The organism is Citrobacter sp. FDAARGOS_156 (assembly GCF_001559235.2).
GTDB classification, from domain to species: Bacteria; Pseudomonadota; Gammaproteobacteria; order Enterobacterales; family Enterobacteriaceae; genus Citrobacter; species Citrobacter youngae.
The window spans coordinates 3,437,359-3,455,951 of sequence record NZ_CP014030.2 but is presented as its reverse complement, the minus strand read 5'-3'; the positions used below and the strand labels follow the sequence as shown (position 1 = coordinate 3,455,951).

The window sequence follows — 18,593 nt, the reverse complement described above, 5'->3', positions numbered from 1 at the left end:
ATTTTTATTTTTTACAGGGGAGTGTTATGAGTCAGGCTTTATCGCTGGTTACCCGCCAGGGCGACCGTATCGCCATCGTGAGCGGATTGCGTACGCCATTTGCCCGTCAGGCTACCGCGTTTCATGGCATTCCCGCCGTTGATTTGGGAAAAATGGTTGTTGGTGAATTGCTGGCCCGCAGCGAAATACCTGCTGAAGTGATTGAACAGCTGGTTTTTGGCCAGGTGGTGCAAATGCCAGAAGCCCCCAACATTGCCCGGGAAATCGTTCTGGGAACCGGGATGAATGTGCATACAGATGCTTACAGCGTAAGCCGGGCTTGTGCAACCAGCTTTCAGGCCGTGGCAAATGTCGCGGAAAGCCTGATGGCCGGAACTATTCGTGCTGGGATTGCCGGTGGTGCAGACTCCTCTTCCGTTCTGCCTATTGGTGTCAGCAAAAAGCTGGCGCGAGTACTGGTGGATGTTAATAAAGCCCGCACAACCGGGCAACGTCTGAAGCTCTTTTCCCGACTACGCTTGCGCGACCTGATGCCTGTGCCACCTGCAGTGGCTGAATATTCCACTGGTTTACGCATGGGAGATACCGCCGAGCAAATGGCCAAAACCTATGGCATCACGCGTGAGCAGCAGGATGCGCTGGCGCACCGCTCTCATCAGCGCGCAGCTCAGGCCTGGTCTGAAGGAAAACTCGCAGATGAGGTGATGACGACCTACACTCCCCCCTTTAAAGATCCTTTTTCAGAAGATAACAATATTCGCGGTAACTCGACGATGGCGGATTACGCGAGGTTGCGTCCGGCATTTGACAGAAAACACGGTACCGTTACGGCGGCTAACAGCACTCCGCTGACGGATGGCGCAGCCGCCGTGATTATGATGACGGAGTCGCGTGCGAAAGAGTTAGGGCTGGTACCGCTGGGATATCTGCGTAGTTTTGCCTTTACCGCCATTGATGTCTGGCAGGACATGCTGTTGGGGCCGGCGTGGTCAACGCCGCTTGCCCTGGAGCGTGCAGGCTTAACCATGGCGGATTTAACGCTTATTGATATGCATGAAGCCTTTGCCGCACAAACGCTGGCGAACCTCCAGTTGCTGGGCAGCGAGCGTTTTGCCCGCGAAGTGCTGGGGCGCTCCCACGCCACTGGCGAAGTCGATGACAGTAAATTTAACGTGCTGGGTGGCTCAATTGCCTATGGACACCCCTTTGCTGCCACCGGTGCGCGCATGATCACTCAAACCCTCCATGAGCTGCGTCGTCGTGGCGGCGGTTTTGGTTTAGTGACAGCCTGTGCAGCTGGTGGTCTGGGTGCGGCAATGGTTCTGGAGGCGGAATAATGGAAATGACATCGGCTTTTACACTCAACGTGCGTCTGGATAACGTCGCCGTTGTCTCCATTGATGTGCCCGGAGAGAAAATGAACACCCTTAAAGCAGAGTTTGCTTCTCAGGTGCGGGCTATTCTGAAACAAATCCGCGATAACAAAGCATTGCGTGGTGTGGTGTTTATTTCGGCTAAACCCGATAACTTCATTGCCGGGGCGGATATCAACATGATTGGTAGCTGTCGCAGCGCGCAGGAAGCCGAAACGCTGGCCCGTCAGGGGCAGCAGATCATGGCAGAAATTAATGCATTGCCGATCCCGGTTGTTGCCGCTATTCATGGTGCCTGTTTGGGCGGTGGGCTGGAGATGGCGCTGGCGTGCCACAACCGTATTTGTACCGATGATGCTAAAACCGTACTGGGGTTGCCGGAAGTACAGTTAGGCCTGCTTCCCGGTTCCGGGGGCACCCAGCGATTACCCCGTCTTATTGGTGTCAGTACTGCGCTGGATATGATCCTGACAGGAAAACAGCTCCGGGCAAAACAGGCGCTAAAAGTGGGGTTGGTGGATGAAGTTGTACCACAGACCATTTTGCTGGAAGCCGCGGTTGAACTGGCCAAAAAAGACAGCTCGGCACACCGGGTTCTGCCCGTACGTGAACGCGTGCTGGCGGGGCCGCTGGGACGTGCGCTGCTGTTTCGTATGGTCAGCAAAAAGACGGCGCAAAAAACGCAGGGCAACTACCCTGCGACGGACCGCATTCTTGAGGTGATCGAAACCGGTCTCGCGCAGGGCAGCAGCAGCGGCTATGAGGCGGAAGCCCGCGCGTTTGGCGAGCTGGCGATGACTTCGCAGTCTAAGGCGCTACGGAACATCTTTTTTGCCAATACCGATGTAAAAAAAGATCCCGGTAGTGAAGCGAAGCCCGGCCCGCTGAATAGCGTCGGTATTTTGGGCGGTGGCCTGATGGGCGGCGGTATTGCTTACGTCACAGCCTGTAAAGGTGGCTTGCCGGTGCGCATCAAAGATATTAATGCTAAGGGAATCAACCACGCGCTGAAGTACAGTTGGGAGCAGCTTGAAACGAAGGTTCGCCGCCGTCATATCAAAGCCAGCGAGCGTGATAAACAGCTGGCGTTGATTTCGGGAACCACCGATTATCGCGGTTTTGCGCATCGCGATCTGATTATTGAAGCGGTATTCGAAGATCTGTCGTTAAAACAACAGATGGTGGCAGAAGTTGAGCAGAATTGTGCCCCTCATACTATTTTTGCGTCAAACACCTCATCTTTACCGATTGGCGATATTGCGGCTAATGCTACCAGACCTGAACAGGTAATTGGTCTGCACTTCTTTAGCCCGGTAGAAAAAATGCCACTGGTGGAAGTGATTCCGCATGCAACAACCTCTGAGCAGACGATTGCCACAACCGTTAAGTTAGCGAAAAAGCAGGGCAAAACGCCGATTGTTGTCCAGGATAAGGCTGGCTTTTACGTTAACCGTATTTTAGCGCCTTACATCAACGAAGCGATTCGTATGCTGACCGAAGGCGAGCGCGTCGAGACGATTGATGCCGCGCTGGTTAAGTTTGGTTTTCCGGTAGGGCCAATCCAACTTTTGGATGAGGTCGGAATTGATACGGGCACTAAAATTATACCAGTGCTTGAGGCCGCCTATGGAGAACGTTTTAGCGCACCTGCAAATGTTGTTGCTTCAATTTTGAATGATGATCGCAAAGGTAGAAAAAATGGTCGGGGTTTCTATCTTTATGGCGCGAAAGGGCGTAAAAGCAAAAAACAGGTCGACCCTGCAATTTATACGCTTATTGGCGTCCAGGGTCAGGGCCAACTCACAGCCCCGCAAATTGCAGAGCGGTGTGTCATGTTAATGCTTAACGAAGCAGCACGCTGTTTTGGTGAGCAGGTCGTCCGTAGCGCACGTGATGGCGATATCGGCGCTGTATTTGGTATTGGTTTTCCGCCATTCCTCGGCGGCCCGTTCCGGTATATGGATTATCTCGGTACGGGTGAAGTGGTTGCGGTTCTGCAACGACTGTCCACGCAATATGGTTCACGGTTTACGCCGTGTGAACAGTTATTGCAGATGGCGGAACGTGGTGAAAGATTCTGGGATATCGGGGAAACTGACCTGAATTCATGAGGTCAAAGGTAGGATGAATCCGCACCGAATGTATGGGTCTCGCTCAAAATGTAAACAGAGATTGACTATACTTACGCCGTTGAGGTAAAAAACAGCGTTTCATTCGGTGAATGGATAAGGCACAATGCCGGCCACCACATCGTTACCACGGTCAATAGGGGCGGTGAATAAAGGTGTTGGTGATCCTGGTTAACAAAAGCGGTGCAATATGCAAGTTTTTATCATGCGTCACGGCGACGCGGCCCTCGATGCCGCCAGTGATTCGGTTCGTCCTTTAACCTCTTGTGGTTGTGACGAATCTCGCCTGATGGCGAACTGGCTTAAAGGTCAAAAAGTGGATATCGAACGTGTTCTGGTGAGCCCGTTCCTACGAGCCGAACAGACGCTGGATGTGGTGGGAGAGTGTATGAACCTGCCAGCCGGTGTGGATGTTTTGCCGGAGCTGACTCCCTGCGGCGATGTCGGTCTGGTCAGCGCCTATTTACAGGCTCTGGCCAATGAAGGTATCGCCACGGCACTGGTAATTTCTCACTTACCGTTAGTGGGATATCTGGTGTCTGAGCTTTGCCCGGGTGAAACGCCGCCGATGTTTACCACATCTGCGATTGCCAGCGTAACGCTTGATGAGAGCGGAAAGGGCATTTTCAACTGGCAGATGAGCCCGTGTAATTTGAAAATGGCAAAGGCGATTTAATCGAACCCGTGCCACGTTTCATCGTCCGGATAAGGCACAGCCGCTATCCGGAAAATCAAAGAGCCGCAAATGCGGCTCTTTCTGTTTTCTGCATCAGGGAAGTTCGGGCGGCAGCCACTCTTCCACTTCAATCAGCACCAGCAGCGCGGCGTCACCACCGTACTCTTTCGGCGCCTGATGAAAGGCCATCACATGCGGATGTTGTGCCAGCCAGAGCGGCGTTTGCTGCTTAAGAATATGCTTCCCGTGGCCGTGCATCACGCAGGCGCAAAACACGTGCTCACGACGGCAGGCGGCGATCAGCGCGCCTAACTCCTGTTTGGCCTGCTGCTGGGTCAGCCCGTGCAGATCGAGAAACAGCTCCGGGGAGTAATCGCCACGGCGCATTTTCTTCAGTTCGAAATGGCTGACGTCGGCACGCAGGTATCTTACCGGGCCGTCCGTATTCAGTAGCGGCTGAAATTCGTCCGAGAAATAGTGGCTGGCATCCGCCTGTTCCTGCAGCAGCTTTTTAACCGGAACCTCGGTGATTTTTTTACGTGGCGGTCGGTGAACAATGGTGTCCTGTTTAATTTTACGCGTGCCGGTCATCAGCTGGCGAAACAGCGTCTGATCCTCCTCGCTGAGCGATGTTTTCTTTTTCATTCGAGCGTCTCATCTTTTATTTTCCGTTAGTTTAACCCGACTCGGCGGGCATCCGATCGCTTAAAACGCAATTTTCGCGCTCAGGCTCCGCGTGAATGCTGATTTATCGCCGTCTTCGTGGCAAACTAGCCGCCGAAATTAATACGAGCATGCCCTGGAGAAATACGTGGATAAAATTTTCGTCGATGAAGCCGTGAGTGAACTGCATACCATTCAGGACATGTTGCGTTGGGCGGTCAGCCGTTTTAGCGCGGCGAATATCTGGTATGGCCATGGCACGGATAACCCATGGGACGAGGCCGTACAGCTGGTGCTGCCGTCGCTTTATTTGCCGCTGGATATCCCAGAAGATATGCGCACTGCGCGTCTGACTTCCAGCGAACGCCATCGTATTGTTGAACGCGTGATTCGCCGCGTCAACGAGCGCATTCCGGTGGCTTATCTGACCAACAAAGCCTGGTTCTGCGGGCATGAATTTTATGTCGATGAACGCGTGCTGGTTCCACGTTCACCGATCGGCGAGCTTATCAATAACCGCTTTGCGGGCCTGATTAATGAGCAGCCGCAGCATATCCTCGATATGTGTACCGGCAGCGGCTGTATTGCCATTGCCTGCGCCTATGCCTTCCCGGAAGCCGAAGTCGATGCGGTGGACATTTCCACTGATGCGCTGGCGGTGACCGAGCACAACATTGAAGAGCACGGCCTGATCCATCATGTTACGCCGATCCGCTCCGATCTGTTCCGCGATCTGCTGAAGGTTCAGTATGACCTGATTGTGACCAATCCGCCGTATGTCGATGCAGAAGATATGTCCGATCTGCCAAACGAATACCGCCATGAGCCTGAGCTGGGCCTGGCCTCCGGTAGCGATGGGCTGAAACTTACCCGCCGCATTCTGGGTAACGCCCCGGACTACCTGTCAGATAACGGTATTCTGATTTGTGAAGTCGGAAACAGCATGGTACATCTGATAGAGCAATATCCGGATGTACCGTTCACCTGGCTGGAGTTCGATAACGGCGGTGACGGCGTATTCATGCTGACCAAAGAGCAGTTGATCGCCGCTCGTGAGCACTTCAGCATTTACAAAGACTAAATACACGCGCACATACACAACACGCATAACGGAGCCGTGATGGCAGGAAATACAATTGGGCAACTCTTTCGCGTAACCACCTTCGGCGAATCACACGGGCTGGCGCTCGGTTGTATTGTCGATGGTGTTCCGCCGGGCATTTCTCTGACAGAAGCTGACCTGCAGCACGATCTCGACAGACGTCGTCCTGGCACTTCGCGTTACACTACGCAGCGCCGTGAGCCGGATCAGGTGAAAATCCTCTCCGGCGTATTCGAGGGCGTTACTACCGGCACCAGCATTGGCCTGCTAATCGAAAATACCGATCAACGTTCACAGGATTATGGCGCGATCAAGGATGTTTTCCGTCCAGGACACGCCGACTATACCTATGAGCAGAAATATGGCCTGCGCGATTACCGTGGCGGCGGACGTTCATCCGCACGTGAAACGGCGATGCGCGTTGCGGCTGGCGCGATTGCCAAAAAATATCTGGCGGAAAAGTTCGGCGTTGAGATTCGCGGTTGCCTGACGCAGATGGGTGATATTCCGCTGGAGATCAAAGACTGGTCTCAGGTCGAATTGAATCCCTTCTTTTGCCCGGACCCGGATAAAATTGAAGCGCTGGATGAACTGATGCGCGGGCTGAAGAAAGAGGGCGACTCCATCGGGGCGAAAGTAACCGTTGTTGCAAGCGGCGTACCTGCGGGTCTCGGCGAACCTGTATTCGACCGTCTGGATGCCGACATCGCCCATGCGCTGATGAGCATTAATGCTGTTAAGGGCGTTGAGATTGGCGACGGATTTGACGTTGTAGCGCTGCGCGGCAGTCAGAACCGCGATGAAATCACCAAAGACGGTTTTCAGAGCAACCATGCGGGCGGCATTTTGGGCGGGATCAGCAGCGGGCAACAAATTATTGCCCATATGGCGCTGAAACCGACGTCCAGTATTACCGTACCAGGGCGTACCATTAATCGCTTTGGTGAAGAAGTCGACATGATCACTAAAGGTCGTCACGATCCGTGCGTTGGGATCCGCGCAGTGCCGATCGCTGAAGCAATGCTGGCGATCGTGTTGATGGATCACTTGCTGCGTCAGCGGGCGCAAAATGCGGATGTGAAGACCGATATTCCACGCTGGTAAAAATGAAAAAAACGGCACTTGCGGCGCTGGCTCTGTTTGCCAGTACCGCCTGTCTGGCGGCGACGCCCTGGCAGAAAATTACCCATCCGGTTGCAGGCAGCGCGCAGTCTATCGGCGCGTTTTCCAATGGCTGTATAGTTGGCGCAGAGACGCTGCCTGTACAGTCAGAACACTATCAGGTAATGCGCACCGATCAGCGTCGTTACTTTGGCCATCCGGATCTGGTGAGGTTTATCCAGCGTCTGAGTAATCAGGCTAATAGTCAGGGGCTGGGCACGGTGTTAATCGGCGATATGGGTATGCCGGCCGGTGGGCGATTTAATGGCGGTCATGCCAGTCACCAGACCGGGCTGGATGTGGATATTTTCCTGCAGCTGCCGAAAACGCGCTGGACCCAGTCACAACTGCTGCGGCCACAGGCGTTAGATCTGGTCTCGCAGGATGGTAAACGTGTTGTACCGTCCCTGTGGAAGCCGGAGATTTTCAGCCTGGTAAGGCTGGCTGCAAAAGATAATGAAGTAACGCGTATTTTCGTGAATCCGGCGATTAAGCAGCAACTTTGTCTGGATGCAGGAACCGACAGGGACTGGTTGCGTAAAGTGCGGCCGTGGTTCCAGCACCGTGCGCATATGCACGTCCGGTTACGTTGCCCTGCCGACAGCCTTGAGTGCGAAGATCAACCGTTACCGCCACCGGGTGACGGCTGTGGCGCAGAGCTGCAAAGCTGGTTCGAACCTCCGAAACCTGGAACCACCAAGCCTGAGAAGAAGACACCGCCGCCGTTGCCGCCTTCCTGCCAGGCGCTACTGGACGAGCATGTACTCTAATGGATCATTTTGCCTCTCTGTTTATGGTGACGCCACTGCTGTTAGGTGTGCTTTTTTTTGTGGCGATGCTGGCAGGTTTTATTGATTCTCTGGCTGGAGGCGGTGGTTTACTCACCATCCCGGCATTGATGGCGGCCGGGATGCCACCTGCGCAAGCTCTGGCCACCAATAAATTGCAGGCCTGCGGGGGATCTATCTCTTCCTCCCTCTATTTCATTCGCCGGGGAGTGGTTAACCTGGCAGATCAGAAGCTCAATATCTTCATGACCTTTATTGGGTCAATGAGCGGCGCGCTGCTGGTTCAGCATGTGCAGTCAGACATTTTGCGCCAGATCCTGCCGGTTCTGGTTATCTGTATTGGCCTTTACTTTCTGTTAATGCCGAAAGTGGGGGAAGAGGACCGGCAGCGTCGATTGCACGGGCTGCCTTTCGCGCTGGTGGCCGGAGGCTGCGTCGGTTTTTACGATGGCTTTTTTGGCCCGGCGGCGGGGTCGTTCTACGCGCTGGCCTTTGTCATGCTGTGCGGCTACAACCTGGCGAAATCGACGGCCCACGCCAAAGTATTAAATGCTACCTCGAATATAGGTGGGCTATTGCTGTTTGCCCTCGGCGGCAAAGTGATTTGGGCGACCGGATTTGTGATGCTTATTGGCCAGTTTATTGGCGCACGGATGGGCTCACGGCTGGTGCTCAGCAAAGGACAAAAACTCATTCGGCCAATGATCGTTATTGTCTCCGCCGTGATGAGCGCCAAGCTACTTTATGATAATCATGGACAGGAGATTCTCCACTGGCTGGGGATGAACTAATGAATAATACCCATCACTACGAACAGTTAATTGAGATTTTTAACGGCTGCTTTGCCGATGAATTTAATACCCGTCTGATTAAAGGTGACGACGAACCGATCTATCTTCCTGCGGATGCGGAATTACCGTATCACCGTATCGTTTTTGCGCATGGCTATTACGCCAGTGCGTTACACGAAATTTCACACTGGTGTATTGCGGGAAAGGCGCGTCGTGAACTGGTCGACTTCGGTTACTGGTACTGTCCGGACGGACGCGACGCGAAGACGCAATGCCAGTTTGAAGATGTAGAAGTGAAGCCGCAGGCGTTTGACTGGCTGTTTTGCATGGCGGCGGGCTACCCGTTTAACGTCAGTTGCGACAACCTGGAAGGGGACTTTGAACCGGATCGCGTGGTATTCCAGCGCCGTGTTCATGCTCAGGTGATGGAGTATCTGGACAAGGGGATCCCTGAACGCCCGGCGCGTTTCATTAACGCGTTACAGAATTATTATCACACGCCTGAACTTAAGGCGGAACAATTCCCGTGGCCCGAAGCGCTCAACTGACGCCGCTGCCACGTTTACAATGAGGAAAGAAGATGATCGCGGAGTTTGAATCACGCATTCTGGCATTAATCGACGATATGGTAGAGCACGCCAGCGATGATGAGTTGTTTGCCAGTGGTTATTTGCGTGGACACCTGACGCTGGCCGTTGCTGAGCTGGATGCTGGCGAGGACCATTCCGCTGAGGCATTGTACGCCAATGTGACCAGCAGTCTGGAGAAAGCCATCAGCGCGGGCGAACTCTCGCCGCGTGACCAGGCGTTAGTGAAAGAGATGTGGGACACCTTGTTCCTGAAGGCGACAAAACAATAAGTACAGTAGCGTGTGCCGGATGGCGACACTGAGGTGTCTTATCCGGCCTATGTGGGCGGGTGTTTGTAGGCCTGATAAGCGTAGCGCCATCAGGCAATGATCGGCTGACACCCCATCCTTTTATTTCACCGTTTTACCCTTCAATAACTTCCGTACCCACAGACGATTCGGATTCAGCGCCGCCAGCGTGCTGGCATCCATTGGGATCGGTTCATCACTCATTTGCGCGGCCAGAATTTCTGCACATAGCGGGGCAGAACATAACCCACGTGACCCCAGCGCGCCAAACATGAACAAATCCGGGTATACCGGTGCGCTTAAAGCATGCTCTTTGTCTTCGGCAAGCGTGGCGTACTGGCTGAGTGTGGCGTTATAGTCCGGCACATTACCGACCATCGGCATGTGATCGCGCGTGGCGCAGCGCACTCCACAACGTGCGGCATTGCCACTAACGTCTACTTCTTTTGCCCACGCGGCATTCGGGAAACAATCTATTAAGCGCTGACGGTTTTGCTGCTGATCGTCAGCACGATACACCGTTTCTTCACTTCCGCGATGATAACTGGCGCCAATGCAGTGCTGCTGATTTTGCGGGTTGTGCGGCGTGAGGTAGCCGTCATAGCACAGCACCTGATGCAGCGCTGAAAGCGAAGGCGTAGTAGGAATGTGACTCACCTGACCGCCTACGGAGTACACCGGTAGCGACTGCGTCTGTTCAACGCCGTTAATGCAATGCCCGTTAGCCAGAACCACGACCTCATGTGTTGCCGCTTCCCCGCTGGCGAACTGCAACTGCCAGCTATCGGTTTGATGAGCAAGTGAGGTCAGTGTGTGTTGGTAGTAAGTACGTAACCCAAGCGTTGTCGCATACTCGAGAACGGCAGTGGTAAGCTGCGCCGGACACAGCCATCCGCCGGCCGGGTACTGAATCCCGCCGCATCCGGTTTTTACGCCGGTCGTTTGTAAAACCTGCTCTGCGTCCACGCCGACGGCGAGCGCTTCGGGCAGTTCAAGGGACAACATCTGGGCGATTTTTTGCTGGCTTTTTTCGTCCCATGCGAGTTGCGTTACGCCGCACCAGTCATGCGCGAACTCAACGGGGAGGGTGTCATACAGTCGACGGGCGAAGGTAAACGCGGTGGGGAAAAAGAGATTAATAGCCGCGTCATGCTTGCTGAGTAACGGATAGAGCGCGCCCTGGCGATTACCGGATGCGCCCTGCGCAGGTTTATCGTCCGCGCAATAGAGTGTGACCTGCCAGCCTCTACGCAGTAGCGCCAGAGACAGCAATGCGCTGGCAATACCGCCGCCAATAATGGCGGCTTCGCGCTTCTCAGTTCCCGTACGTGCAAACCAGGGGGCTGCGGAAGGCAGCGCCTGAGTTTGTTCCATTACGCCACAGAGCATTTCACGTTTGCGACCAAAACCTTTGCATTTTTGCATCGTAAATCCGGCTTCCTGCAATCCCCGGCGTACAAAACCAGCCGAAGTGAAGGTCGCCAGCGTACCGCCTGGTCGGGCCAGTCTGGCCATGGCGTTAAAGAGTGTTGGCGTCCACATATCCGGATTTTTGGCCGGGGCGAAGCCGTCCAGGAACCAGGCATCAACCTGTTGGTTCAGAGACTCGTCCAGCTTACTGGTGAGTTCGTTGATGTCGCCGAACCACAGATCCAGAGTAACCCGCCCCTCATCAAGCACTAGACGATGGCAACCCGCCAGCGGCAGTGGCCACTGTGCCTGGAGTTGCTCTGCCCACGACGCCAGTTCCGGCCAGCGCTGATGCGCTAGTGTCAGATCCTCACGCGTCAGCGGAAATTTTTCAAAACTGATGAAATGTAATCTTTCCAGGGTAGCGTCAGGGTGTGCGTTGCGAAAGGTGGCGAATGCCTGCCAGAGCGTGAGGAAGTTTAGCCCGGTACCAAAGCCACTTTCTGCCACCACGAACACCGGGCGTGGGTGCACAGGAAAACGTTCGGCGAGGTGGTTGCCGCCAAGGAAGACGTAACGTGTCTCTTCCAGCCCGTTATCATTGGAAAAATAGACATCGTCAAAATCTCGGGAAACAGGTGTACCCTCAGCGTTGAATTCAAGGTTGGCAGGTTGTATAGCGTATTGTTTCACGTAAGTTACTCGTCTGACAGGCTGTGCCCCGATCTTAACGAGGAGTGCCTGGCTGCGCAAATTTCCACACAAAATGGCTGATCGGACTTGTTCGGCGTACAAGTGTACGCTATTGTGCCACTCGAAACTTTAAAATAGTGCGACTTACAGAGGTATTGAATGAAACGTGCAGTGATTACTGGCTTGGGCATCGTTTCCAGCATCGGTAATAACCAGCAGGAAGTCCTGGCATCTCTGCGTGAAGGACGTTCAGGGATCACTTTCTCTCAGGAGCTGAAGGACTCCGGCATGCGTAGCCACGTTTGGGGCAACGTAAAACTGGATACCACTGGCCTCATTGACCGCAAAGTAGTGCGCTTTATGAGCGACGCATCCATCTATGCTTTCCTTTCTATGGAGCAGGCAGTGGCTGATGCCGGCCTGGCTGCAGAAGATTATCAGAACAATCCGCGCGTTGGCCTGATTGCAGGTTCCGGCGGCGGCTCCCCGCGTTTTCAGGTATTCGGCGCTGACGCAATGCGTAGCCCGCGTGGTCTGAAAGCGGTTGGCCCGTATGTGGTCACCAAAGCGATGGCATCCGGCGTTTCTGCCTGCCTCGCGACACCGTTCAAAATCCACGGCGTCAACTACTCCATCAGCTCCGCCTGTGCAACTTCTGCACACTGTATCGGCAACGCTGTTGAACAAATTCAGTTGGGCAAGCAGGACATCGTTTTTGCTGGCGGCGGCGAAGAGTTGTGCTGGGAAATGGCGTGCGAGTTCGACGCAATGGGCGCGCTGTCTACCAAATATAACGACAACCCGTCTCAAGCTTCCCGTACTTATGATGCACACCGTGACGGTTTTGTTATCGCAGGCGGCGGCGGTATGGTGGTGGTCGAAGAGCTGGAACACGCTCTGGCCCGTGGCGCGCACATCTATGCGGAAATCGTCGGTTACGGCGCAACGTCCGATGGCGCAGACATGGTTGCTCCGTCTGGCGAAGGCGCAGTACGTTGCATGCAGATGGCGATGCACGGCGTAGACACGCCGATCGACTACCTGAACTCCCACGGTACTTCTACTCCGGTAGGCGACGTGAAGGAACTGGGCGCAATCCGCGAAGTCTTTGGCGATAACAGCCCGGCCATTTCTGCAACCAAAGCCATGACCGGTCACTCACTGGGTGCGGCTGGCGTTCAGGAAGCTATCTACTCTCTGCTGATGCTGGAACACGGTTTTATCGCGCCGAGCATCAACATTGAAGAGCTGGACGAGCAGGCTGCAGGTCTGAACATCGTGACTAAACCGACCGAGCAAGCGTTGACGACTGTTATGTCTAACAGCTTCGGTTTTGGCGGCACCAACGCCACGCTGGTTATGCGTAAGCTGAAAGCATAAGTCTCGGCTAATGCAGTACACGAAAGGGAGCCGTCAGGCTCCCTTTTTTACTTATTCATCTTTTCGTACTCCGGTGCGATCTCCGCAGACCAAGCTTTCGCACGGGTAATATCCCCGGCACTGTAGATGGGCTGTTCATAACGATCGCTAATATTGCGAACGCGATAAATTTTCCAGCGCCTGTCTTCCCAACGCGTATACACTTCCAGCAGCATGGGGGGGGCGCCTGTCGGCCCACCTAATTGTACTTCCACCTTTTCGCCACCGAGAAAGGGTTGAGCCGGCCCAACCCGTAACAGCGGGATCCACTCCGGGTCGTAATCCTGTACGTACATAAAGTAGTCCGAGTCCAGAATTTCCTGCTCATAAAGGCCGTCAATCAGCGCCAGACGATTGATAACGTCTTTCGCCACATAGCGTTGCATGAGTGCGGATGTATCCCGCTCTTGTGTGTAGGCGGACATCCACGCGAGATAGAATTGTTTTACATCCCGGGAGCTATCGTGGCGCGGTGTAGAGCAGCCGCAAAGTAACAGCACCAGAGCAATCAACGAGAATGCTTTCATTACTGCTTCCTGTAAATAGTGTATGACGGTTTTGCCGCCCGATAGCCAGGTCCGGCCCACATATCGCGTTGTCTAAAATCGGAGTACCACGCCTGACCGTCAAATATCGCCATATGCCCGCTTGGGTTTCCTCCTTCATAAGGCTGAATGATGACGACATCGCCTTCCCGGGGTTGTTCAAATGTGCCGATAGGGCTGAAACCGGCACTTTTTAGCATGGGGCCATAATCTTTAGCATGATAAGTATGCCCAAGAGTGATACCTCCTGCCTGAATGGCTTTGCGGGTAAATTCCGCGCAGCGTCCTTGAGAATGTGAACTCGCGTGTGATTTAGCGTGATTAACTGCTGTTGTTTTATTCCAGCTCATCATGACTCCTGTTAATGGAATATGTAATAAGTTCGTGTATTGCTTTAACAGGATTTAATCCGATGGGAATAGCCGATAGTGCTATTAATATCATAAATATATTTAATTGAGATATTAATCAATTTGCTGGGTAAATTCTTGAAGATGTATTTATAATTAATGATTATTCTTTGCAACGGCTTTTTTTTGCTGATTTTGAGAGATAACGTGACGGCCAAATCACGTCCGGCGTGGTTTCCAGCGCCTGTGCGATGATCTGTTCTGCTCGGGGCCAGTTGCGGGTAAATACATTACGCAGCGAGTCAGGAGATAAACCTGCCGAACGTGACAACTCTCTGAGTGTAATACCTCTTTTTTCCAGTGCACTTTTAATATCTGCACGATGCCAGTCTTGGCTTTTTTGTTCCATTCTGTAATCCTAAGAAGATGTGTTATCGGCACCGATATTTTTCAGGTTATAAATTAGAAAGACAAAAGAACGTTACTTTCTTTTTGTCGTAGGAATATTGCCAGAATTAATTTGAAATTTCGCGAAAAAGAAAAAATATTTTTATTTCATCAGCAGAAAGGAAAGAAACTGATGGTAAAAGAGTGGTTCACGGTCAAGGAGTGTCTTGAATTACCGGGGTTTCCTGGAAGCGCACCCGCTGTACGCCTGCGCTTAAATACCTACAGTGAAGGGAAAGAGGGCGTTAAGCGCAAGCGAGCGAAATCTAAGGCCGAGGAATTTCATATTTCTGTGTTCCCACTGTATGTACGCTCGTATCTGAATGAAAATGAGAAAACAGAAGCACCAGATTGCAACATCGTGCAGGAAGCAGGACCCAAAGAGATTTGGGATATGATGTTCCTGCTCCTGACGCCGCAGCAGCGTGAACAGGTAACCGGGCGGTTCAGAACGAAAGGCGTTGAAGCGGTATTTCCCTTTTTGTTCGTAGAGAAGTCATCGCTTTGAAACGCACTGCTATGCTTTCACAGTTGACAGCCAGGGCCACTCGCAGGCAGACTCCAGCTTCAACATTATCCTCTTGATAATGCGTAAGCGTTTAACGTTATCCAACGCACCTTAATCCTGATAGTCAGGTAGAGGGGGCGTGGACATTCCTCGCCTTACTCTGCATTTTGGAGTAACGCATGACAGCTGTAACCCAACAAGAAAAAACACCTTCGGCGAATTTTTCGCTGTTTCGTATCGCTTTTGCGGTTTTCCTGACCTATATGACGGTCGGTTTACCTTTGCCCGTCATTCCTCTGTTTGTGCACCAGGAGCTGGGCTATGGCAACACCATGGTCGGTATCGCCGTTGGCGTACAGTTTCTGGCGACGGTATTAACACGCGGCTACGCCGGGCGGTTAGCCGATCAATATGGTGCTAAACGTTCGGCGCTACAGGGGATGTTTGCCTGTGCGCTGGCGGGTGCGGCGTGGCTTTTAGCCGCGCTATTACCTGTTTCTGTTCCCGTAAAATTTGCGTTGCTAATCGTCGGTCGTTTGATCCTCGGTTTTGGCGAAAGCCAATTGCTTACCGGAACGTTGACCTGGGGGCTGGGGCTTGTCGGCCCAACACGCTCCGGTAAGGTGATGTCATGGAACGGAATGGCGATTTACGGCGCGCTGGCCGCCGGTGCGCCGCTGGGGCTTTTGATCCACAGCCACTTTGGCTTCGCGGCGCTGGCGGGGACGACGATGGTATTACCGCTGCTGGCATGGGCATTCAACGGCACCGTGCATAAAGTGCCTGCACATGCAGGAGAACGTCCTTCTTTATGGAGCGTGGTAGGGCTTATCTGGAAACCGGGCCTGGGCCTGGCGCTGCAGGGCGTGGGTTTTGCGGTAATCGGTACCTTTATTTCACTCTATTTTGTCAGCAACGGCTGGACGATGGCGGGGTTCACCCTGACCGCGTTTGGCGGGGCGTTTGTGCTGATGCGCATTCTGTTTGGCTGGATGCCGGACCGGTTCGGCGGCGTGAAGGTTGCCGTTGTCTCTTTGCTGGTGGAAACCGCTGGACTGATTCTGCTGTGGCAGGCCCCAACAGCCTGGGTTGCACTGCTGGGAGCGGCATTAACCGGGGCCGGGTGTTCGCTTATCTTCCCGGCCTTGGGCGTCGAGGTGGTGAAGCGAGTGCCTGCCCAGGTTCGTGGTACGGCGCTGGGCGGTTACGCCGCGTTTCAGGATATCTCCTACGGCATAAGCGGTCCGGTTGCCGGGGTTCTGGCCACTGCGTACGGTTATTCCTCAGTGTTCCTTGCCGGGGCGATATCCGCTGTGGTGGGGATTATTGTAACGTTGCTTACGCTGCGTAAAGGTTAAGCGACCAGCCAGAAAATGGCTAACGCAATCATCAATGCAACAAACATCAGCCCCGGTCGTGCCGACAGTGTTTTTACCGTTTCAATCACTGGTGCGAACGGGCTGAAAATGGGTTGAAGATGACGCGGATCGTTTAATTCCTGCTCCCGGTCACGTTCCACGCGGCGCAGGAAGATTTGATTGAGCAAGTCCAGCACCTGCACCGTGGTCAGAATCGATTGTGGTTGGATCTGATACGTCTGCTGTGCGTACTCTTTTATTGCCGTTAGCTCATTTGGCTCCAGCGGCAGTTTTAGCGCCGCCTGTAACGTTTGCAGCGTCGGCGCATTTTGCTGGCTGAGCGTCTGGCGCGCCTGCAACCATGTCACCAGATGCGTAAATTGTTTGGCGGGGATCAGCTCGCCGCTTTTTACGCCAGACAGCTCCAGCATCGACTGCCAGATCATTTTCCCCGACTCTCCCGTGGCGGCCGCCAGCTTAGTGACCAACTGGTTCAGCGTATTGTGCTCGGCGGGTAATAAAGGGCGATCGGTTGCCGGCCGCTGTTGTGGCTGCGGAATTGAAAGCTGCCCCTGCTGCAACAGCGCGAGCACGTTCTTCAACTGCTCTGGCGTGAGCTGGCTGAGCGCTGTCTGCCCGTACTGTTGACGGATGAAATCACTCACCGCCTGGCGATTATTTCCCTGACTCAGTAATTCAGTGAGCTGCGACAGAACCTGACGGTTAGCATGATTCTGCTGAGCAACCCCCAGACGCTGATTCAGGTTTTGTTCTGCTGCGGGGAAGTGACGTGACTGCAGCGGTGTATCGTTTTTAACGCCCAAATCGTGCTTCATTCCAGCCCACACCTCAGCGCTTTGCTGTTGGGTAAGCGAAATCAAACGGGTAATCAGTCGTTCCAGTACGGTACGTTGTTGTGTGGATAACGGTTGTTCACCCGCAGCGGAAGGGGCATTTTGGCCTTCGCCGGGAGGGCGGGCGGGCGTACCTGAAATGGGCTGCATCATCTCTGTTCCTTAAATCTGTCCTGGCCAGGTCTCGCAGTATGCCTGGCGGCGAGATTATGGCACACTTGCCCGGTTAACTCTCGTTCTCAAACAGGTGCGAAAGACGTGAAAATCCTCGTTGATGAAAATATGCCCTATGCCCGCGAACTGTTCAGTCGTTTGGGGGAGGTCAAAGCGGTTCCCGGTCGTCCGATTCCCGTTGCTGAACTGGATGATGCGGATGCTTTAATGGTGCGCTCGGTGACGAAAGTAAATGAATCACTGCTTGGCGGAAAACCGGTTAAATTTGTCGGTACGGCAACCGCTGGTACAGACCATGTGGATGACGCCTGGCTTGCACAGGCGGGGATCGGTTTTTCCGCCGCGCCCGGCTGTAACGCGATTGCGGTCGTGGAATATGTTTTTTCAGCATTGTTGATGCTGGCGGAGCGTGATGGCTTCGCTTTACGCGATCGTACCGTGGGTATTGTGGGCGTGGGCAACGTGGGCGGGCGTTTGCAGGCGCGCCTGGAAGCGCTGGGGATCCGTACCTTGCTGTGCGATCCACCGCGTGCCGATCGGGGCGACGAGGGCGATTTCCGCTCGCTGGACGAACTGGTAGAGCAAGCTGATGTGCTGACTTTCCATACGCCGCTGTTCAAAGATGGACCCTACAAAACGCTGCATCTGGCGGATGAGGCGCTGATTAGCCGTCTGAAACCGGGCACCATTCTGATTAATGCCTGCCGCGGACCGGTCGTGGATAATTCCGCCTTACTGAACCGACTCAACGCCGGGCAGCCGCTGAGCGTTGTGCTGGATGTCTGGGAAGGAGAGCCGGATCTCAATGTGGCGTTGCTGGAGAAAGCCGATATTGGCACGGCGCACATTGCCGGGTATACCCTCGAAGGAAAAGCGCGTGGCACCACGCAGGTCTTTGAGGCCTATAGTAAGTTTATTGGTCACGAGCAGCACGTTGCGCTCAGTACCCTGTTACCCGCACCGGAATTTGGTCGTATCACCCTGCATGGCCCGTTAGATCAGCCAACGCTGAAAAGGTTGGTTCATTTAGTGTATGATGTGCGCCGCGATGATGCGCCGCTGCGCAAAGTCGCTGGAATTCCGGGTGAATTTGATAAACTGCGCAAGAATTATCTTGAGCGCCGTGAATGGTCGTCTTTATATGTGATGTGTGACGACGCAGCCGCTGCTGCCCTGCTGTGTAAGCTGGGTTTTAACGCCGTTCATCATCCGGCACATTAATGTCTTCTTAATGCTCCCTGTCGAATAATGCGACAGGGACGCTTACGTATTTCT

General features: G+C 53.8%; 19 protein-coding genes. 13 read left to right on the top strand and 6 right to left on the bottom strand.

Annotation, left to right across the window (positions count from 1 at the left end; all coding sequences use genetic code 11):
* Positions 1-26 precede the first annotated feature (26 nt).
* From fadI to sixA, 3 genes are all read left to right on the top strand, one after another.
* Positions 27-1,337, top strand: a complete 1,311-nt coding sequence (fadI, locus tag AL515_RS16940) for an acetyl-CoA C-acyltransferase FadI (RefSeq protein ID WP_061068237.1) — start codon at positions 27-29, stop codon at positions 1,335-1,337.
* Positions 1,337-3,484: a fatty acid oxidation complex subunit alpha FadJ gene (fadJ, locus tag AL515_RS16935; protein WP_105242184.1), complete on the top strand. Its 2,148-nt coding sequence runs from the start codon at positions 1,337-1,339 to the stop codon at positions 3,482-3,484. Before fadI ends, fadJ begins: the two co-directional genes overlap by 1 nt.
* 208 nt (positions 3,485-3,692) lie before the next feature.
* Positions 3,693-4,178 carry a phosphohistidine phosphatase SixA gene (gene sixA, locus AL515_RS16930; protein WP_048211041.1) on the top strand — a complete coding sequence of 162 codons (486 nt, stop codon included), beginning with the start codon at positions 3,693-3,695 and terminating at the stop codon, positions 4,176-4,178.
* Positions 4,179-4,271: 93 nt separating this feature from the next.
* Here the strand turns inward: sixA and smrB are convergent, their stop codons facing one another.
* Positions 4,272-4,823 carry an endonuclease SmrB gene (gene smrB, locus AL515_RS16925; RefSeq protein ID WP_048211042.1) on the bottom strand — a complete coding sequence of 184 codons (552 nt, stop codon included), beginning with the start codon at positions 4,821-4,823 and terminating at the stop codon, positions 4,272-4,274.
* A gap of 166 nt (positions 4,824-4,989) precedes the next feature.
* Here smrB and prmB point away from each other — a divergent pair, with 166 nt between their 5' ends.
* Genes prmB through AL515_RS16895 form a run of 6 tightly spaced genes read left to right on the top strand, consistent with a single transcriptional unit; the run spans position 4,990 to position 9,542 of the window.
* Positions 4,990-5,922, top strand: coding sequence for a 50S ribosomal protein L3 N(5)-glutamine methyltransferase (prmB, locus tag AL515_RS16920; RefSeq protein ID WP_043017082.1), 933 nt, complete (start codon positions 4,990-4,992; stop codon positions 5,920-5,922).
* Positions 5,923-5,961: 39 nt separating this feature from the next.
* Complete coding sequence (gene aroC / locus AL515_RS16915) at positions 5,962-7,047, top strand: chorismate synthase (RefSeq protein ID WP_048211043.1); 1,086 nt, start codon at positions 5,962-5,964, stop codon at positions 7,045-7,047.
* A gap of 2 nt (positions 7,048-7,049) precedes the next feature.
* Positions 7,050-7,874, top strand: a complete 825-nt coding sequence (mepA, locus tag AL515_RS16910; protein WP_061068236.1) for a penicillin-insensitive murein endopeptidase — start codon at positions 7,050-7,052, stop codon at positions 7,872-7,874.
* Positions 7,874-8,683 (top strand): sulfite exporter TauE/SafE family protein, encoded by an 810-nt coding sequence (locus AL515_RS16905; protein WP_048211044.1) that lies wholly within the window; start codon positions 7,874-7,876, stop codon positions 8,681-8,683. Before mepA ends, AL515_RS16905 begins: the two co-directional genes overlap by 1 nt.
* Positions 8,683-9,231 (top strand): elongation factor P hydroxylase, encoded by a 549-nt coding sequence (locus AL515_RS16900; protein WP_005129723.1) that lies wholly within the window; start codon positions 8,683-8,685, stop codon positions 9,229-9,231. The genes AL515_RS16905 and AL515_RS16900 overlap by 1 nt, the downstream gene beginning before the upstream one ends.
* A 32-nt stretch (positions 9,232-9,263) precedes the next feature.
* Positions 9,264-9,542 carry a YfcL family protein gene (locus tag AL515_RS16895; protein WP_048211045.1) on the top strand — a complete coding sequence of 93 codons (279 nt, stop codon included), beginning with the start codon at positions 9,264-9,266 and terminating at the stop codon, positions 9,540-9,542.
* Positions 9,543-9,662: 120 nt separating this feature from the next.
* Here AL515_RS16895 and mnmC read toward each other — a convergent pair whose 3' ends face one another.
* Complete coding sequence (gene mnmC / locus AL515_RS16890) at positions 9,663-11,663, bottom strand: bifunctional tRNA (5-methylaminomethyl-2-thiouridine)(34)-methyltransferase MnmD/FAD-dependent 5-carboxymethylaminomethyl-2-thiouridine(34) oxidoreductase MnmC (RefSeq protein WP_061068235.1); 2,001 nt, start codon at positions 11,661-11,663, stop codon at positions 9,663-9,665.
* A gap of 159 nt (positions 11,664-11,822) precedes the next feature.
* Between mnmC and fabB the strand changes: the two genes are divergently transcribed.
* On the top strand, positions 11,823-13,043 hold the full coding sequence (fabB, locus tag AL515_RS16885) for a beta-ketoacyl-ACP synthase I (protein WP_005129715.1): 1,221 nt from the start codon (positions 11,823-11,825) through the stop codon (positions 13,041-13,043).
* Positions 13,044-13,090: 47 nt separating this feature from the next.
* Here the strand turns inward: fabB and AL515_RS16880 are convergent, their stop codons facing one another.
* From AL515_RS16880 to AL515_RS16870, 3 genes are all read right to left on the bottom strand, one after another.
* Entirely contained in the window at positions 13,091-13,609 is a 519-nt protein-coding gene (locus AL515_RS16880) for a YbjP/YqhG family protein (RefSeq protein WP_061068234.1), read from the bottom strand.
* Complete coding sequence (locus tag AL515_RS16875) at positions 13,609-13,977, bottom strand: hypothetical protein (RefSeq protein ID WP_061068233.1); 369 nt, start codon at positions 13,975-13,977, stop codon at positions 13,609-13,611. The genes AL515_RS16880 and AL515_RS16875 overlap by 1 nt, the downstream gene beginning before the upstream one ends.
* A 163-nt stretch (positions 13,978-14,140) precedes the next feature.
* Positions 14,141-14,386 carry a helix-turn-helix domain-containing protein gene (locus AL515_RS16870; protein ID WP_061068232.1) on the bottom strand — a complete coding sequence of 82 codons (246 nt, stop codon included), beginning with the start codon at positions 14,384-14,386 and terminating at the stop codon, positions 14,141-14,143.
* A 171-nt stretch (positions 14,387-14,557) separates the two neighbouring features.
* Here AL515_RS16870 and AL515_RS16865 point away from each other — a divergent pair, with 171 nt between their 5' ends.
* Together AL515_RS16865 and AL515_RS16860 are read left to right on the top strand one after the other, a co-directional pair.
* Positions 14,558-14,932, top strand: a complete 375-nt coding sequence (locus tag AL515_RS16865; RefSeq protein ID WP_048212552.1) for a hypothetical protein — start codon at positions 14,558-14,560, stop codon at positions 14,930-14,932.
* A gap of 179 nt (positions 14,933-15,111) precedes the next feature.
* Positions 15,112-16,290, top strand: a complete 1,179-nt coding sequence (locus AL515_RS16860) for an MFS transporter (RefSeq protein WP_061068231.1) — start codon at positions 15,112-15,114, stop codon at positions 16,288-16,290.
* Here the strand turns inward: AL515_RS16860 and flk are convergent.
* Positions 16,287-17,294, bottom strand: a complete 1,008-nt coding sequence (gene flk / locus AL515_RS16855) for a flagella biosynthesis regulator Flk (protein ID WP_061068844.1) — start codon at positions 17,292-17,294, stop codon at positions 16,287-16,289. The genes AL515_RS16860 and flk overlap by 4 nt on opposite strands.
* 108 nt (positions 17,295-17,402) lie before the next feature.
* Here flk and pdxB point away from each other — a divergent pair, with 108 nt between their 5' ends.
* Positions 17,403-18,539 carry a 4-phosphoerythronate dehydrogenase PdxB gene (gene pdxB, locus AL515_RS16850; protein ID WP_061068230.1) on the top strand — a complete coding sequence of 379 codons (1,137 nt, stop codon included), beginning with the start codon at positions 17,403-17,405 and terminating at the stop codon, positions 18,537-18,539.
* Positions 18,540-18,593 lie beyond the last annotated feature (54 nt).

What these genes read in the sequence shown, in the direction of transcription:
- sixA (WP_048211041.1), top strand. Translation starts at nt 3,693, where the DNA reads ATGCAAGTTTTTATCATGCGTCACGGCGACGCGGCCCTCGATGCCGCC.
- AL515_RS16865 (WP_048212552.1), top strand. Translation starts at nt 14,558, where the DNA reads ATGGTAAAAGAGTGGTTCACGGTCAAGGAGTGTCTTGAATTACCGGGG.
- AL515_RS16900 (WP_005129723.1), top strand. Translation starts at nt 8,683, where the DNA reads ATGAATAATACCCATCACTACGAACAGTTAATTGAGATTTTTAACGGC.
- fadJ (WP_105242184.1), top strand. Translation starts at nt 1,337, where the DNA reads ATGGAAATGACATCGGCTTTTACACTCAACGTGCGTCTGGATAACGTC.
- fabB (WP_005129715.1), top strand. Translation starts at nt 11,823, where the DNA reads ATGAAACGTGCAGTGATTACTGGCTTGGGCATCGTTTCCAGCATCGGT.
- AL515_RS16880 (WP_061068234.1), bottom strand. Translation starts at nt 13,609, where the DNA reads ATGAAAGCATTCTCGTTGATTGCTCTGGTGCTGTTACTTTGCGGCTGC.
- aroC (WP_048211043.1), top strand. Translation starts at nt 5,962, where the DNA reads ATGGCAGGAAATACAATTGGGCAACTCTTTCGCGTAACCACCTTCGGC.
- fadI (WP_061068237.1), top strand. Translation starts at nt 27, where the DNA reads ATGAGTCAGGCTTTATCGCTGGTTACCCGCCAGGGCGACCGTATCGCC.
- AL515_RS16895 (WP_048211045.1), top strand. Translation starts at nt 9,264, where the DNA reads ATGATCGCGGAGTTTGAATCACGCATTCTGGCATTAATCGACGATATG.
- smrB (WP_048211042.1), bottom strand. Translation starts at nt 4,823, where the DNA reads ATGAAAAAGAAAACATCGCTCAGCGAGGAGGATCAGACGCTGTTTCGC.
- AL515_RS16870 (WP_061068232.1), bottom strand. Translation starts at nt 14,386, where the DNA reads ATGGAACAAAAAAGCCAAGACTGGCATCGTGCAGATATTAAAAGTGCA.
- AL515_RS16875 (WP_061068233.1), bottom strand. Translation starts at nt 13,977, where the DNA reads ATGAGCTGGAATAAAACAACAGCAGTTAATCACGCTAAATCACACGCG.
- flk (WP_061068844.1), bottom strand. Translation starts at nt 17,294, where the DNA reads ATGCAGCCCATTTCAGGTACGCCCGCCCGCCCTCCCGGCGAAGGCCAA.
- AL515_RS16860 (WP_061068231.1), top strand. Translation starts at nt 15,112, where the DNA reads ATGACAGCTGTAACCCAACAAGAAAAAACACCTTCGGCGAATTTTTCG.
- mepA (WP_061068236.1), top strand. Translation starts at nt 7,050, where the DNA reads ATGAAAAAAACGGCACTTGCGGCGCTGGCTCTGTTTGCCAGTACCGCC.
- AL515_RS16905 (WP_048211044.1), top strand. Translation starts at nt 7,874, where the DNA reads ATGGATCATTTTGCCTCTCTGTTTATGGTGACGCCACTGCTGTTAGGT.